The sequence below is a fragment of the Xenorhabdus littoralis genome (assembly GCF_033949345.1).
Lineage (GTDB): Bacteria > Pseudomonadota > Gammaproteobacteria > Enterobacterales > Enterobacteriaceae > Xenorhabdus > Xenorhabdus littoralis.
The window spans coordinates 1-17,062 of the sequence record NZ_VCDP01000010.1; the positions used below are offsets into that span (position 1 = coordinate 1).

A 17,062-nucleotide genomic window follows, 5' to 3' on the forward strand; every position below is an offset into this window, starting at 1 on the left:
GACTGGCGCATCAATTAATTGCGCTGGGGGTTGAACCGGATCAACGGGTAGCCATTTGCGTGACACGGTCACCGGCCATGGTGGTGGGTGTGCTGGCGGTATTAAAAGCGGGTGGAGCCTATGTACCGTTGGATCCTGCGTATCCGAGTGAACGTCTGGGGCAGAGTCTGATGGATGCTGCGCCTGCTATTGTGCTGGCGGATAATCTCGGGCGCACAACACTGGGTGAGCAGGCACTGGCAGGACGGAGGATTTTTGATCCGAATATCTTGCCTGAACAGCCGGACACAAATCCCCAGATAGCCGGATTGACGTCACGGCATTTAGCCTATGTGATCTACACTTCAGGTTCTACCGGATTACCTAAAGGCGTCGCCATCGAACACCGTAATGCAGTGAATTTCCTCACTTGGGCAAAACAGGCTTTCAGCCGGGAAGAACTGGAACACACCCTTTTTTCGACGTCACTGAATTTTGATTTGGCTGTGTACGAATGTTTTGCGCCACTTATCTCGGGTGGCACAGTGTATCTGGTTGCTGATGTCCTCTCTCTGATCACGACAAAACAAACTGTCAGTCTTATCAACACCGTGCCTTCAGCTATCACGCATATGATTGAGACTGATACGATCCCGACAACCATACACACCATCAATTTAGCCGGAGAAGCCCTGAAACCCCATATTGTTGAGCAATTATTTGCCCGGACGGAGGTACAAGACGTATGTAATTTGTATGGCCCTTCGGAAACCACAACCTATTCAACGTGGGTACGCATGAACCGATCAACAGGCGTGACCACTCATATCGGCCGGCCTATTGCCAATACGCAAATCTATATTCTCGATCCCCACGCGGAACCTGCTCCAATAGGTGTTATCGGTGAAATCTACATCGGAGGAACCAGTGTCGCCCGTGGTTACCTTAATCGTCCCGAACTGACAGCAAAACACTTTTTACCTAATCCGTTTGATGAAGAACCAGAAGCACGTATGTATAAAACCGGTGATCTGGCTCGCTGGTTGCCTGACGGTAACATTGAATATCTTGGTCGCAATGACCAGCAGGTTAAAATCCGTGGCTTCCGTATTGAACCGGGGGAAATTGAAGTCCGGTTGATGGAACACCCGGCAGTACGTGAGGCGGTGGTGTTGGCGCTGGGGGAGGTACAGGACAAACGACTGGTGGCGTATGTTGTGGCAGAAACGGCAGAAGCAGATACGGGGCTGGTAAGCAATTTACGTATACACCTGAGTGCGGTTTTACCGGATTATATGGTGCCGGCGGCGTTTGTGCGGCTGGAGGCGTTTCCGTTGACCCCGAACGGCAAGCTGGATCGTCGGGCGCTGCCAGCCCCGGACAGTGAGGCATTTGCCCGTCAGAGCTATGAGGCCCCGCAGGGCGAAATGGAAACCGCATTGGCAGCCATTTGGCGTGACGTGCTGGGGATTGAACAAATCAGCCGACACGACAATTTCTTTGCTTTGGGCGGTCATTCACTGCTGGCGGTACGGGTGATGAACCGGATAGCCGCGTTGGGGGCTGAGCTACCGCTGACGGAGTTGTTTATCTCTCCTTCTTTGATTGCCCTTGCTGAGGCGATTCAGGCCCGGATTGATTCACAGCACAGCACATTGCCTGCCATTATGCCCGTCTCCCGTGAGGGGATATTGCCGCTGTCATTCGCTCAACAACGTCTGTGGTTTCTGGCCCAGCTTGATGACATCAGCGAGACGTATCATTTATCGATTGCGCTGCGTTTGCGTGGTCAGTTGGATATAGCAGCTTGGCAGCAGGCCCTGAATGCTTTGTTTGCCCGTCATGAAGCCCTGCGTTCTGTATTCGTTTCCGTTGACGGTCAGCCGCAGGTTAAGTTGCTGGCAACAGATAACGGATTACCGTTGACCCAGCATGACCTGCGCGGGTATCCGGATACCGAAACGACACTTAAACAGTTGTGCGGTGAGGCAGCGTCTGCGCCATTTGAACTCAGCCGTAGCCCGCTCATCCGGGCGGCGCTTATCCGGCTGGCGGATGACGAATATCAGTTTTTACTGACCCAGCACCACATTGTCTCCGATGGTTGGTCAGTCAATATATTGATACGGGAACTGAATGCGCTTTATACGGCGTGTCTGGCCGGACAACCAGATCCCTTGCCACCGCTGATGATTCAGTATCCGGATTATGCAGTATGGCAGCGTCAGTGGTTTTCCGCAGAGCGTATTCAGGTGCAGTCGGACTATTGGCGTACAATGCTGGCTGATGCCCCCGTGTTGCTGGATCTGCCTACCGATCGGCCTCGGCCGCCTGTACAGTCGTTTACCGGACAGTTTTTACCGATCAATCTGGATACCGAGCTAACGGGTGCCCTGAAACGTCTTAGTGAGCAGCAGGGATGCACGTTATTTATGACGCTGTTGTCCGCTTGGTCGGTGGTCTTATCACGTTTGTCCGGCCAGACGGATATCATTATCGGGACCCCCAGTGCTGGCCGTAATCGTCAGGAAGTGGAGCCGTTGATTGGATTCTTTGTGAATACGCTGGCATTGCGTCTGGCGATCTCAGGTGAGCTAACGGTAGCGGAATTGTTGGCGCAGACAAAGCAAACAGCGTTAGCGGCACAGGCGAATCAGGATTTACCGTTTGAACAGGTGGTGGAAATCGTGCAACCGCCGCGTCGGTTGGCACATACGCCGCTGTTTCAGGTGATGTTCGCCTGGCAGAACAATGAAAGCACAGACTGGGAATTGCCGGGTCTGGCCGTGTCCCCGGTTGAGCAAGCTCAGGATGCCCGGGATGCCCAAGATATAATTAATATAGTTAAATTTGATCTCGAGCTGAACCTGTCTGAAGAGGGAGACAGGATTGTCGGAGCGTTGCGTTATGCGACAGCCTTGTTTGACAAACCGACAATCGAACGGCACATCAATTACTTACACAAAGTGTTGCAGGCGATGGTGGGCTCTTCTCAACGGCGGCTCGGCGAGATTGATATCCTGCTCCCGGCAGAGCGCCGGTTATTGCTGGAAACCTGGAACGCGACGGACATTGTGTACCCAGAACAGTTATGCACTCATCAGCTATTTGAGCTGCAAGCGGAGAACACCCCTGACGCTCCAGCATTAATGCATGAAGGACAGACACTCAGTTATGCCGAGTTAAATGTCCGCGCCAACCAGTTGGCCCGCCAGTTGATTGTGTTGGGGGTTAAGCCGGAACAGCGGGTAGCGATTTGTGTGACACGGTCACCCATTATGGTAGTGGCATTATTGGCGGTATTAAAAGCCGGCGGTGCCTATGTGCCGCTGGACCCCGCTTATCCGAGCGGGCGCTTGGGGCAGAGTCTGGTGGATGCTGATCCGGCGATTGTGCTGGCGGATCATATCGGCCGGACAGCACTGGGTGAGCGGGCACTGGCAGGACGAACGGTGCTTGACCCGAATACCCGCGTTAACCAGCCGGACAGCAATCCGCAGATAGCCGGATTAACATCACGGCATCTGGCTTATGTGATTTACACCTCCGGCTCAACGGGAACGCCGAAAGGCGTGATGGTGGAGCATCGAAGCGTAGTGAATCTGGCTTTGGCGCAAATCACCCGATTTAATGTTGATGAAACCAGCCGGATATTACAGTTTGTCTCATTGGGATTTGATGTCAGTGTATCGGAAATTATGACGGCGTTAAGTGCCGGTGCCTGTCTGGTTATCCCTGACGACTCGGTTCGTCAGGACTCTCATTGCTTCTGGCATTATCTGGAAAAACACGCGGTGACGCACGCCTGTTTAACCCCGGCTCTGCTGCGTGACGGGGCTGATTTAGCGAGCCTGACGGTAAAACCAACCCTGATCCTGGGAGGAGAAACCCCCAGTGCGGTTCTACTCCGGGCGTTGTGTGAGCGGGTCACGCTGTTTAATGATTATGGTCCGACAGAAGTGACGGTGTGTGCCATGGCTTGGCGCTGCCCGTCAGATTATTCAGATACAAGAGTACTTATCGGGCGTCCAACGGCTAACACACGGGGTTATCTGTTGAATGCTGATGGTCAGCCGGTACCACTGGGAAGCGTGGGGGAACTGTATATTGGTGGAGCCGGCGTGGCGCGGGGCTATCTGAACCGCCCTGAACTCACGGCGGAACGTTTCCTTGTCGATCCGTTCAGTAATACACCGGATGCGCGCATGTACCGCACTGGCGATTTGGCTCGTTACCTGCCTGACGGCAATCTGGAGTTTCTGGGGCGTAATGACCAGCAAGTGAAAATCCGGGGCTTCCGCATTGAACCGGGAGAAATAGAAGTCCGGCTGATGGAACATCCGGTGGTGAATGATGCTGTCGTGCTGACGTTGGGAGAAGGTGCAGAAAAACGACTGGTGGCCTATGTGGTAGCGCAAGCCGATACGGGGCTGGTAAATAGCCTGCGTGACCACCTGAGTACGGTTTTACCGGATTATATGGTGCCGGCGGCGTTTGTGCGTCTGGATAGTCTTCCGTTATCTCCGAACGGTAAGCTGGATCGTCGGGCATTACCGGCACCGGACGACGAGTCGTTTGCCCGTCAGGTTTATGCCGCACCGCAGGGAGAAAACGAGCTAGTGTTAGCGGCGATTTGGTGTGAGTTACTGGGTATTGAACAGGTCAGTCGATATGACAGTTTCTTTGCTCTGGGTGGTCATTCGTTGCTTGCCATGCGAATGATAGATCTTGCCGCCACTCTGGGTATGGTTTTTACATTGAATGATTTGTTTCAGTTCCCGGAGTTAGCCGAACTGGCTGCGAAAACCTCCTCAAACTTGATGTCTCAGCCACAAAATAGCGCGATATCAATACGGTCAGCCGGAACAGGATTGCCGCTGTTTTTTGTTCCCACGGGCATGGGTGATCATTCCTATGCTTTTGTGTTGGCTCAACATCTCCCGCCGGATTACCCGATTTATACGCTGCCTTGGCCTTCCATTAGTGAAACACCAATGTCAACGATGGAAGAGCAGGCAGCCAGAATGATCACCTTGATGAAAGCCGTTCAACCAACAGGTCCGTACCGGATGAGTGGCTATTCTTCCGGCGGTGTATTGGCTTATGTTATTGCTCAGCAACTTTTGAGTGCTGGTGAGCAGGTGAATTTTCTGGGATTGATTGATACATCTGCACCTCATCTTCTCAGGAAAGAAGTTAAACAGCCTAAATATCACTTCTTTACCAGACTGGCTTGGCGGTCAGGAGAGGAGCACTCAGAGACGCTTGCGGAACTGTACCAACAAATTGATGTGTTAAATTTGGTGCAGTTTATTGAAGCAGCACAAGAATTGGCGCTATATCCGGCAAATCCATGTGCTGATGTGATCGCAAAACGTTGGGAACAAATTGTGCGTTACGGACAAATCGTTGCGGATTATGAGCCGCCGGCATTGGCAATAACACTGCACCAGTTTTATGCAACAGAACCTGTCCCCGGCACTTCTTTTGTGTCGGATGAAAAGTCTGAGTCTGCCAGCATAGATCCGTCATTAGGCTGGACAGAAATCATTCCCGAGACTTCACTTCAGTTGATTGCTATTCCGGGTAATCATGTTAGCTTGATGGAGGATAACGAACACAGAATCGTTTTGGCTGAGGCTCTGAATAATTTGTTGACAACCAGTTATGGTGATAATGCGTAAATATCCGCTCATTGCACCTTGCTGACCTCAGATCTGTATATTGTTTAGTCTTGATGAGTCATTTGTACGCCCCGTCCTGAATGCTTAATCGGTGTTTTTGAGCCTAAAAGCTGAACAGGGTTTCGGGGCGTCAGTTTGACCTGTTCTTTATCATCTTTGTCGGAGGCAAGAAATATCGGACACTTGTTTAGCCTCTTCCCATTGGGCATATCGTGGATAACCGTTTCACGCCCTCAATATTCTATTGGTTCACGTACAGGAAATCTTTTCAGGTTCCTATGCGTTGAAAGTAACTCTTGTTTTATTTTTCGCTATCAGAAGGAGTTTGATTTTGCCCGTTACCAATCGACGCAAGTTTATTAAAATCTGTGCACAAACCGCAGGGGCCGTCTTAGCAATGACTTCACTGCCCAACAGTATCCGTCTGGCGATGGCCGCGGAGGGCGGAGCTACCGCCAGCGATGAATTCCTATGGCTGGAAGATCTGCAGGGCGAGGCGGCGCAGCAGTGGGTGAAACAGGAGAACCAGCGCACCATCGTGCGTTATGCTCAGGAAGATGGCTTCCACAAGCTGGAACAGCAGGTATTGAATATTCTCAACAAGGACACTCAGATCCCGTGGGTCAGCAAGCGTGGTGACTACTATTACAACTTCTGGCAGGACCAGGCCAATCCTCGCGGCCTGCTTCGGCGCACCACGCCGCAGGAGTACCGCAAAGCCAAACCAGCGTGGGAAACGGTGCTGGATATCGACGAGCTGGTCAAAGCGGAAGGCAGGGAGTGGGTGTACCACGGTTCGCAGCCACTGGCACCAGAATACCGATATTGCCTGATGAAGCTGTCTCCGGATGGAGGAGATGCTATCGAAATCCGCGAATTTGACCTGATCGCCAAGCACTTCATTAAGGACGGTTTTAACGTACCTGCGGCCAAAAGCGAGGCGTCGTGGATCGATAAAGACACCGTGTTCATCGCTACGGACTTTGGTCCCGGTTCGATGACCCAGTCCGGCTATGCGCGTATCGCTAAACGCTGGCGGCGCGGTACACCGCTGAGCGCTGCCGAAACACTGTATGAAGCGCAGCCGGAGGACATAATGGTATTCGCCTATCACAATCGCACACCGGGCTTTGAACGCGATTATGTAGGCCGCTTTCTGGATTTGTATCGCCGTGAATATTTCTTGCTGACAAAACAGGATCAGAAGGTCAAGATTGATATCCCGGAAGACGCCGAGCTCAACACTCACCGTGAATGGCTGCTGATCAAACTGAGCAGAGATTGGAAAGTGGGCGGGAAGCGCTACCCGGCCGGTGCTTTGCTGACGGTAAACTTCGATGATTATCTGGCGGGCAAGCGCGAGTTGCAGGTGCTGTTCACGCCCAATGAGCAGACGGCGTTGAGCGGCTACAGCGGCACGCGCGATCACCTGATCCTCAGCATTATGGATAACGTGGTAAACCGACTCGAAGTATTGACGCCGCAGGGCAATAGTTGGCAACGTCGGCCGCTGGGCAATCCGGGTACTATCAACACCATTTCCGCCAGCGGCGTTGATGAGGAAACCAACGATTACTTTCTGATCATCAACGGCTTCCTGCAACCGACTTCGTTGTATATGGGCAACCTCGACGGCAGTGAAGCGGTGCTGCTGAAACAGGGGCCACAGAACTTTGATGCTGGCCGCTATCAGGTAAGCCAGCATTTTGCCCGTTCCAAAGACGGCATCCGCGTGCCGTATTTCCAGATTTCAGCCAAGGATCTCAAGCTGGACGGCAGCAATCCGACGCTGCTGTACGGCTATGGCGGCTTTGAAGTGCCGCTGCTACCGAACTACATGGGCAGTGAGGAGTCAGTCTGGCTGGAGCGTGGCGGGGTGCACGTGGTTGCCAATATCCGTGGTGGTGGGGAGTATGGTCCGGCCTGGCACCAAGCGGCGCTCAAGCAAAATCGCCACCGCGCCTATGAGGATTTTGCCGCGGTAGCGGAAGATCTGATTGCACGAAAAGTGACGTCATCACAACATCTTGGGGCGCGTGGCGGCAGCAACGGCGGCCTGCTGGTCGGCAACATGCTAACGTTATATCCGCAGCTGTTTGGCTGCATAATTTGCGAAGTACCACTGCTGGATATGCAGCGCTATACCCAGCTTTCCGCTGGCGCCTCGTGGATTGCCGAATACGGCGATCCGAGTAAACCGGATCAGTGGGCGTATATCAAGACCTTCTCACCGTACCACAATATCAAGGCGCAGATGGCCTATCCGCCCGTATTGTTCTATACCGCAACCAGCGACGACCGGGTCAACCCAGCGCACGCGCGCAAAATGGCGGCACGTATGCAGCAGATGGGTTACCAACAGGTGTATTTCTATGAGAACACCGGAGGCGGGCACAGCGCCGCAGCCGATAAAAAACAGGCGGCGTTCCATAGCGCTCTGGTCAGCGAATTTATGTGGTCCAGCCTGAACAGTAGCACTCCGGCGACGTAACCGTGTTTGTGTCGGCAGGTTGAAATGAAACGGGCAGTATCGTGGGCCCTGTCTGGCTTGGCGTTGTAAATAAGCATTCAAAATGCGAAATCACATCCTTACTCCTCGCGCTGCGAGGAGTAAGGAATCTTCATCCGATAAGTGTACTACTATTATGAAACCTTTTTACTTCGGGGTTAAATTCGCGATTTAATATGTGAATCCAGCTTTTGTTATTCGTAAAAATATATTTTTATTGAGTTTCTTGGAAAGAACAGAGTTGGTTATAGTGAATGGCAGTGAAGTTGATGCATGTGAGTAAATAAAATGAATAAATTATAAGCAAGATTTTTCTGATAAATTCAATGAAATAAAAATAGACTGTATTTTTTCATTGCGGGGTAATTCCGGCCTTCATAAGGATATAAAAACACCTGTTTTCATTAAAGCATTGTATTTCGAGTTATGGTAGATTAGCCCGCTTTTTTGAAAATGGGTTTTATCTTATAAAATTTGAGTCATCGGTATTCTGTTGATTATTTCAGGTGTTTTGGTGATTAATTTACTGTCTAAAAGTGCCGGGAACTGATTGATACTTCATTAATCGTCACTTGTAATTACCCATCGTCTTTCAAATTCAACTCGAAATTTATTGAGTGTAAATTACACTAATATTAACTAGTTATTATGACTTGAATAGTTAAACTATCTTGAACTTTTGGTAAAAAACTTCCAAAAGTGTAACGGGTTGATTTATATCTAACTAGATTCAATGGGAGAAAACATGTTTTTGAGGCGGACAATGCTTTTGGGCAATCTGTTGTTAGTCGGATGGATATTGGCAGGTTGTAGTGGGCATCAAACGAATACTTCACAAAAACGGTATAAACATTATCAAAACTCTGATTTGGGGATTAATTGGAGTCAGGATGCCAATGATACCTGTTCTGATGCAGGAGGAATTCCTTCACTAACTAAGCAGTTGAATGGTAACTCAATTCCTGTATGTCAACTGGCAAATGGTCGTCGTTGTAATGAACAGGCTTTGTTGGATGGAGGATGTGCATCGATTTAATTTTCTACGGCAGAAACGTGTCGTGGTCCATAAGCATGTTTCTGCCAATTCCTGAAGCCTATCCCTTCATCTTTCACGCTGTAATACGAAATCCAAACCCATTAGATATTAAGAAAAACTTCCGAATCAGGCAGTGATCAACATTGCAGTCTGAAAATAATCAGCAAGAATCATTCAGGTGTCCTAACGACATCTTTTAATTAATTATTTGGAGATAAAAAATATGTTAAAGCGTAAATATCTGACTCAAACCGAGATCGAAGTGTTACTTAACGAATTAGAAAAGCATGCTCATTCTAAACGTAATCTCTGCATGATATTTATGGGATTTATTCATGGATTCCGTGTTTCTGAATTATTGAATCTGCGAATTTCTGATGTGGATCTGGAAGGCAAAAGCTTACGGGTACAACGATTGAAAAATGGTTTTTCCACTATTCACCCAATGGTGTCCCGTGAAATCCAATTAATACGACATTGGTTAATAGAACGTCCGAAATATCTTCCTAAAAAAACAGTTTTATCGGATGAGCAACAAATGAGTAGTGAAGAACCTGAATGGTTATTTTTGTCACGTTCTGGTCAGCGTATGTCGCGTCAACAGGTCTATAAAATCATTCGACAGACCAGTTTAAAGGCTAAATTATCGATTTGCGCGAATCCGCACATGTTGAGACATGCCTGCGGTTATGCGCTGGCAGACAATGGCGTCGATACCCGTTTGATTCAGGACTATTTAGGCCACCGGAATATTCGCCATACCGTCCGTTACACCGCGAGTAATGCGGGTCGCTTTGAGACGATATGGGATGGAAAAGGAAAACGAAAACAGTTGACAATTAGTACCAAACTGTCAACTGCGGTAAGTTCGTCTTTTTTAAAGTTAGTTCATTTTATTATTATCTGCAAAAATAGGCATAATTTCTTGATATTAAGATAAAAATAAAATATCGGTTTTTAATCCTGTCTGTGACCACGGTTCGTAATATTTTTTCCTCCTTTCCTATGCAATTTTCCAATCTTGTACACCACTCAAATACGAAAGACCAATTCACTTAATTGTTTGATTAGGATGGTTTATTCATCTGAAATTTTTTATTTATCAGATTGAAAGTCCTCACTTGACAGTTTGGTACTAATTGTCAACTCGGTATGGGGTGCAACGTGTGGACAGCAACATCGCTCCGGGATGAGTCAATAGCACTGGTGTCTGCGGACAGCCGATGAGGATAATGTTGATTCGAAAGGTGAATAATTATGCTAAAGAAACAAGATAAGCGGTGGACAAAAAAGCCGTATCCGTTGCTCAAACGGGTGGCCTGGGTAAATATTGTTGCCCAGATAGTTTTTCCGGTGGCGGGGACAGTGACACCGGCTCTTGCCCGAGCCAATACGCCGCCGGTATCACAGGCAGCGCCCCTGCCTCACGTGCAGACCCAGCCTTACCGGCTGGCAGCGGGGGAAAGCGTCAAGACCGTGGCGAAACGTCATGGCCTGACTGAGACGGAACTGAAAAAACTCAACCAGCTGCGCACATTCAGCAAGCCCTTCAGCGCACTGGGGGCAGGCGATGAAATTGATGTGCCGCAATCGCAATCCCACAAATTACTGGCGGACAGCCTGCGACAAGCCGCAGCGGCGGAAACTCCCGTCCGTGATACGGAAAGCACCCTCGCCAATGCCGCATCCCGGGCCGCCGGCATGCTGAAAAGTGGTCATCTGGTGGACAGCGCCAAAAATCAGTTACGCGGGATGGCAGTCAGTGAAGCCAACCAGACCCTGCAAAACTGGCTGCAACGCTACGGCACGGTCAAATTGCAGGCCAATGTGGATGACCGTGGGCGGCTGGACGGCAGCCAGTTCGATATGCTGCTGCCGCTGTACGATACCGAAAAACAGATGGCCTTCACCCAGTTCGGCCTGCGCCACATTGACAGCCGCACCACCGCTAACTTCGGTCTGGGACAGCGCCATTTTCTGGCTGACGGCATGGTCGGCTACAACGCCTTCCTTGACCATGACATTACCCGCGACCATACCCGTCTGGGGGTGGGGGCGGAATATGCCCGGGACTTTATGAAGTTCGGTGCCAACGGCTATTTCCGTGCCAGTGGCTGGAAAGACGGTAAAAAACTGACCGATTACGAGGAGCGCCCGGCCAACGGTTTTGATCTGCGGGCGGAAGGTTATGTGCCGTCCTATCCCCAGTTGGGCGGCAAGCTGATTTATGAACAGTATTTCGGCAATGAGGTCGGCCTGCTGAGCGAAGAGCGGCGGCAGAAAAATCCGGCTGCCTTTACGCTGGGCATGAACTACACCCCCATTCCATTGGTGACACTGGGACTCGACCGCCGCCAGAGTGCGTCCGGGGGCGGGGAAACCCGGTTTAATGTCGGGCTGAACTATGAAATCGGCACCCCGTGGTCAAGACAGGTTGACCCGGATGCGCTGGCCTTTAAACGCAGCCTGCAGGGCGGACGGTATGATTTGGTCGAGCGCAATAACCAGATTGTGCTGGAATACCGGAAGAAAAACCTGATACGCCTGATGATGGAGGCGCGAATTAGCGGACGCGGCGGTGCGGTCATCCCGCTGAACGTCAGTGTCAGCGCCAAACATGGCCTGAAAGATATCGTCTGGGACACCGCCGGTCTGGTGGCGGGCGGCGGCAAACTGGTCAGCACCAGTGCACCGCAACAGGCAGCCAGCCTCGCGGCGGAACCTGGGCGCGGGGGAACGCATTACCTGCTGACCCTGCCGCCGTACCATGAAAAAGGCCACAACACCTACACCCTGTCCGGTATCGCCTATGACACACAGGGCAATGCCTCTGACCGGGTGGACGCGCAAATTCTGGTGGTTTCTTCCGCCGTCAATCCGGCCGGATCCGGCTTTGAACCCACCCATAAAGCGATGGTGGCCGACGGCAAGACCCAGACCGTTATCCGCCTGAAACTGACCGACAATAATGGCAAGCCGGTCACGGGGGCGGCAGACAGTATTACACTGACTGACGATAAATCTAAACTGACCGGAGACGGCAAAGACCCTGCACTGGGCACGGCAGTAAAAGAAGTCCCGCCGGGCAGCGGCATTTATGAGGTCACAGCCACCGCCGGCACCAAACACGGCAAATGGAAAATTACCCCGACGGTTGACGGCCATGCATTAAGCCCGACGGTGATTGATTTCGGGGATTCACTGGCCAACATGATAGATACGGACAAGACCGAGTTCAAGCCGGCCACCGGCACGCTGAATCAGGCCGGGGACGAAACCGACATTATCCTTAACCTGAAAGACAAGGACGGCAACCCCATCACCGGCGCGGCAGATAAAATCACCCTGACCGATGACAAGAGCGATCTGTACGGCCAGAATCCCAACCCGACCCTGACGGCGATAAAGGAAGACCCGCTGGGCAGCGGCATTTACAAGGCCAAAGTCATCGCCGGCAAGAAAAAAGGCACCTGGAAAATCACTCCGACCGTGGACGGCAAAGCGCTGAAACCCACCACGGTGACTTTCGGCCAGTCACTGACCGACATTGTGGACACCCAAGGCTTGGCCTTTACCCCGGCCACCAACGTGCTGGTGGCGAACAATGAAGACAGCACTGTCATGACCCTGCACCTGAAAGACAAGTCAGGCAACCCCATTTCGAATGCCAAAGACAGCATCACGTTTGAGGATAACGGGGACCAACTGACGGGGGACGGGAAAAACCCACCGACCATCGACAACGTGTGGGAAGAGCCGGAAAACAGTGGGATTTACAAGGTGAAAGTCAAAGCGGGGGATAAAACCGGCCAGTGGCAAGTCACCACCAAAATAGACGGCAAACCGCTGGACACCCCGACAGAAATTACCTTTGGCCCCTCCAGGGCAGACCTGTTTGATCCGGATAAGTCTGAGTTTATCCCGGAAAAAGGCGAACTGCCCCATGAAGGCGATACCACCGTCATCCGGCTGAACCTGAAAGACATCAACGGACATCCCATCACCGGGGTGGAAAACAGCATCAACCTGATACCGGATAACCATGAGCTGTACGGCGAGGGGGATATGCCCACTTACGGTCAGGCCAAAGAAGTGCCGCCCAACAGTGGTATCTATGCCGTGCCGGTGACGGCCGGGGCGAAAAAAGGCAAATGGACACTGACGCCGAAAGTGTTCGGCAAGCGCCTGAAACGCCCTGCCATCATTAACTTTGGCCAGACACTGGCAGATGTGCTGGACATCAACGGCTCCACCGTGGCACCGACGGATGGCAGCAATGCCCTGCCTGCCGACGGTGTCACCACCAAAACATTGCGTATTGAGCTGAAAGACAAAGAGGGCAAGGCCCTGATCGGTGCCAAAGACAGCATTAAGGTCAGCGCATCGGGAGAGCTGAAAGGCGATGGCAAAGACCCGCAAATAGGGGAAGTGAAAGAAGTGGCGGACGGCGTGTATGAAGTCATCGTCACGGCGGGCCTGAAAACCGGTAACTGGAAACTGACCACTACGGTGGACGGCACGGAGATGAACAAGGAGACCGTGCTTGAGTTTGATGACAATAAGGCACCGAGCGTCAACATCGCGTATCTGGAGGGAGAATTGGGCGTCAATTCGACCTTGCGTGCCCTCTATCAGTTTAATGCCAAAGACGGCAATGCCACAGATCGTTCGTTCTATGTCTGGGGCGATAAAGGTAGCACGGCGAAACAGGTGATGGCGCTGGCAGACGCTGCCGGAGCGAAAGAGCCGATAGAGCTGGTGCAGAAAAACGGGGAAGGCCGGGTGGCTGCCGGAGTCGCAGATAAGGACAAAGTCACCTATGTGATAGGCAGCGGTGATATCGGCAAGGTACTGGAAGTGTCCATACTGGCCGCCAACGACGCGAACCTGCGGGCGAAAGCGCCGGAGACTATTGATGTAAACGATCCGCAAAATAGGGGACATATTATCGGCGGTAATGGTCACGGCGGTGTATCCGATCCCAATGCCAAACCGTTGGTTGATGAACTGGCACTCACGGGTGAACTCAAGCTACCGGTAACCCTGACAGCCAGTTACAAGTTTGTGCCGAACGGCGGGGATTCAAGGGACAAGTCACGTTATGTCTGGAAAATTCAAGGCAAGGAAGTTGATGCAAAAGACTGGAAAGACGTCACCCAACCCGCTCAGGGCGAGAAAAAAGGACAAACCACATTCACACTGGAACAAAAGGATGCGAAAGAAATTGCGGGTAACGTGATTGTGGTGTCCATTCTACCGGCTAACGTCGCCGGACAGGATAATCAGGCCGGCATTAAGAGCGTGACAACAGAACCGGGTACGACCGGAAACAACACAACCGGCGGTGGGAAAGACAGTCACGGCAAGAACATCGGTACTATCGTCGATCCGGATGCGAAACCGAGTATCACGGCACTGATATTAGAGGGTAAACTGGAATCTGGTCGGGAATTAACCGCCAGATATACCTTTGATGCCAATAACGGGGAGCCGCAGGATCACTCGGAATATTCATGGTATCGGTTGAAAGGTACCCCGGGTAATGAAGGCCAGCCTGATGAAAATACCGCAGTTGAAATAAAAGATGTCGGGGGAATTGTGTCTAAGAATGGTGAAATCCCGCCATACACAGTCCAACTCAGTGATGTCAAACACTTTGTCGAACTCCGGGTGCAGGCAAAGCATAATGGAAAAGACGTTGGTGCTCCATTGAAGGTGAATACAAGCAGACAGAACAGTTCAGAACATGGCAATCAAAACAACTCGGAGGGAGGGGATAAGATAGGCATGATAATTAACCCGGCTCTGGGGCCTCAAATAACCAATTTGAAGTTAGAATTAAAAGAAAAAGCGGGTGAGAAATACCTGACAGGAACTTATCTTTTTGATGCAGATCAAGGGCATATAGACGATGAGTCCCGGTATTTGTGGGGAGATTTTGCTGTGGGTGAAGAAATAACGACCGGGCGGGATGTGGTCGTTCAAGACAGGAGAGTGGAGAAAGGTCAGGATCTTGAGGATCAACCCCATAAGGTTCCGGACTTTAAATTAGAGCAAAAACATTATGGCAGAGTTATCGCATTATCTGTACAGGGGAAAAACGGCAAAGGTATAGATGGTGATACCTTAAATGCAGACACCAAGAAATCTGCCAGCCAAGTGAACGCTAATCCGGATGGTTCGATGAAGGGAAGTGCGGATAGATTCGATGAGGATTGGGATAATAAAGGTAAGGATGAAGTGACCATCGATAACAAGCCAGTTGTTAAACTCAAAGCGAAGGAAACCCTTCTTGACGGTGCAACACAAGGCAATATTCAGTGGACAATTAAGACCTTCTATCAAGGAAACCCAATTGGTGGAGTGCCGGTAACGATAAAACTGACTGCAAAAAATCGTCAGAGAAGTACAGAAAAAGCCACTGTGAATATTGAAGTTGTTAATAATAAAGGATTTATTGAAGTGGGTAATGGTATTTATACGGGGCATACAGATGAAAATGGTGAGTTAGTTATGAACGTTACAGATCCTAATGGTAAGGGCGTAATGACTAAACTATCAGCCACTTTAAATGATGCTAAATTAGGTAACACGCTTCCTGTCAAAGATGAAGAGGTTATTTTTACTGTGATTACCAGTCCTGATGTGCAGGGAGCTAATTATTGGGGGCACATGCATGACACTATACCAGAGGGGGGAATGACTTTTAATCGACCTACAATACAAGCAGAAACTCGGGGAGAGCCAAAGAATGGTGGAGGAAGTGATCCGTTGGTAAATAATGAAGACTGGGCGTACTTCAGCGCGAGAAATACATATAAATATTGTAGTAACAGAGGACTTAATCTTTCAAGTCTTAGTAATATTCAAAACGTTCTGTTGAAAAATAACAAAAACAATCTGATTTATAAAAAATATGGTTGGCCTACAGAGTATAATTACTATTTATCAGATCTTAATTCTGATGAAGACAGGGCCACAATAGATCTTAGCGATGGAAGTATTTCTTGGGGGCCAAATCAGCGTTTATTTGTAAGTTGTCGTTAGACTAGAGACTATGATTTTTGTTTTCTTAAGTAATATTTAAATAAAATCATCACCAAAAAAACAAACTGCCCCTAAAGTTATCTCCACCAGCAACAAGGGGCAGTTTTCTATTCTCAGTTATCAGTACTTATTCCGAATCCGAAATACTTGACTCACCAACACCAAAACGCCCACCACCAAATAAGCCGCAAAAACACCAATCAACCACTGCGGCATATCCAGTGTTAAAAATTCCCACTGTTTCATTGAGCAATCGCCATATGCCTCAAATACCGAAGGCAGCCAGTTGTTCAGTGGCAGCCAGTCCGGGAAATTGACAAAGAAATCACAGGTGTTGAACGGGGAAGGGTATAACTGCATCATAGTGTGATCCCATGCCAGTCGCAATCCTCGCCATGCACTGTAAATCCACAGCAGGATCGCCAGCCAGCGCAGCGGGGTTTTGGGTGCAATGGCCCCCAGCAATGCCGCGCCCAAAATACCAAACAGTGCAACACGCTCATAAATACACATGACACAAGGCTGTAACGACATCACATGCTGAAAATAAAGTGCAGTTGCTTCCAGGATAAGAGCTGTCAGTGCCATCAATAGCCATGCGCCTCGCCCTTGGGAACTCTGTTTTAAAAGCTGAAACATTTTTCTTTTCTTCCCATCTTATTAAGATCATTAATTGGCTTATTGTGCCGTTTCATCAGCGATAAAAAAATAAAATTAAAGTTAACTAAACCATTTTTTTCAGAAGATAAATGAATAAAAAAGCCGGATAGTGTTGTTTTATACACTATCCGGCCGGATACAAGATTA

General features: G+C 50.1%; 6 protein-coding genes. 5 read left to right on the plus strand and 1 reads right to left on the minus strand.

Going from position 1 to position 17,062, the window contains the following annotated elements; genetic code table 11:
• From FE394_RS03525 to FE394_RS03545, 5 genes are all read left to right on the plus strand, one after another.
• Positions 1-5,663, plus strand: a 5,663-nt coding sequence (locus tag FE394_RS03525; RefSeq protein WP_419836296.1) for an amino acid adenylation domain-containing protein, incomplete at its 5' end; no start/stop codon positions are given.
• 397 nt (positions 5,664-6,060) lie between these two features.
• Positions 6,061-8,154 (plus strand): prolyl oligopeptidase family serine peptidase, encoded by a 2,094-nt coding sequence (locus FE394_RS03530; RefSeq protein ID WP_319925123.1) that lies wholly within the window; start codon positions 6,061-6,063, stop codon positions 8,152-8,154.
• Positions 8,155-8,917: 763 nt separating this feature from the next.
• Positions 8,918-9,208 (plus strand): putative hemolysin, encoded by a 291-nt coding sequence (locus tag FE394_RS03535; protein WP_319925024.1) that lies wholly within the window; start codon positions 8,918-8,920, stop codon positions 9,206-9,208.
• Between the two features lie 223 nt (positions 9,209-9,431).
• Complete coding sequence (locus FE394_RS03540) at positions 9,432-10,148, plus strand: tyrosine-type DNA invertase (protein WP_319925025.1); 717 nt, start codon at positions 9,432-9,434, stop codon at positions 10,146-10,148.
• Between the two features lie 317 nt (positions 10,149-10,465).
• Positions 10,466-16,255 carry an inverse autotransporter beta domain-containing protein gene (locus FE394_RS03545; protein ID WP_319925026.1) on the plus strand — a complete coding sequence of 1,930 codons (5,790 nt, stop codon included), beginning with the start codon at positions 10,466-10,468 and terminating at the stop codon, positions 16,253-16,255.
• Between the two features lie 120 nt (positions 16,256-16,375).
• Here FE394_RS03545 and dsbB read toward each other — a convergent pair whose 3' ends face one another.
• Positions 16,376-16,894: a disulfide bond formation protein DsbB gene (gene dsbB / locus FE394_RS03550; RefSeq protein WP_319925027.1), complete on the minus strand. Its 519-nt coding sequence runs from the start codon at positions 16,892-16,894 to the stop codon at positions 16,376-16,378.
• Between the last annotated feature and the right edge of the window lie 168 nt (positions 16,895-17,062).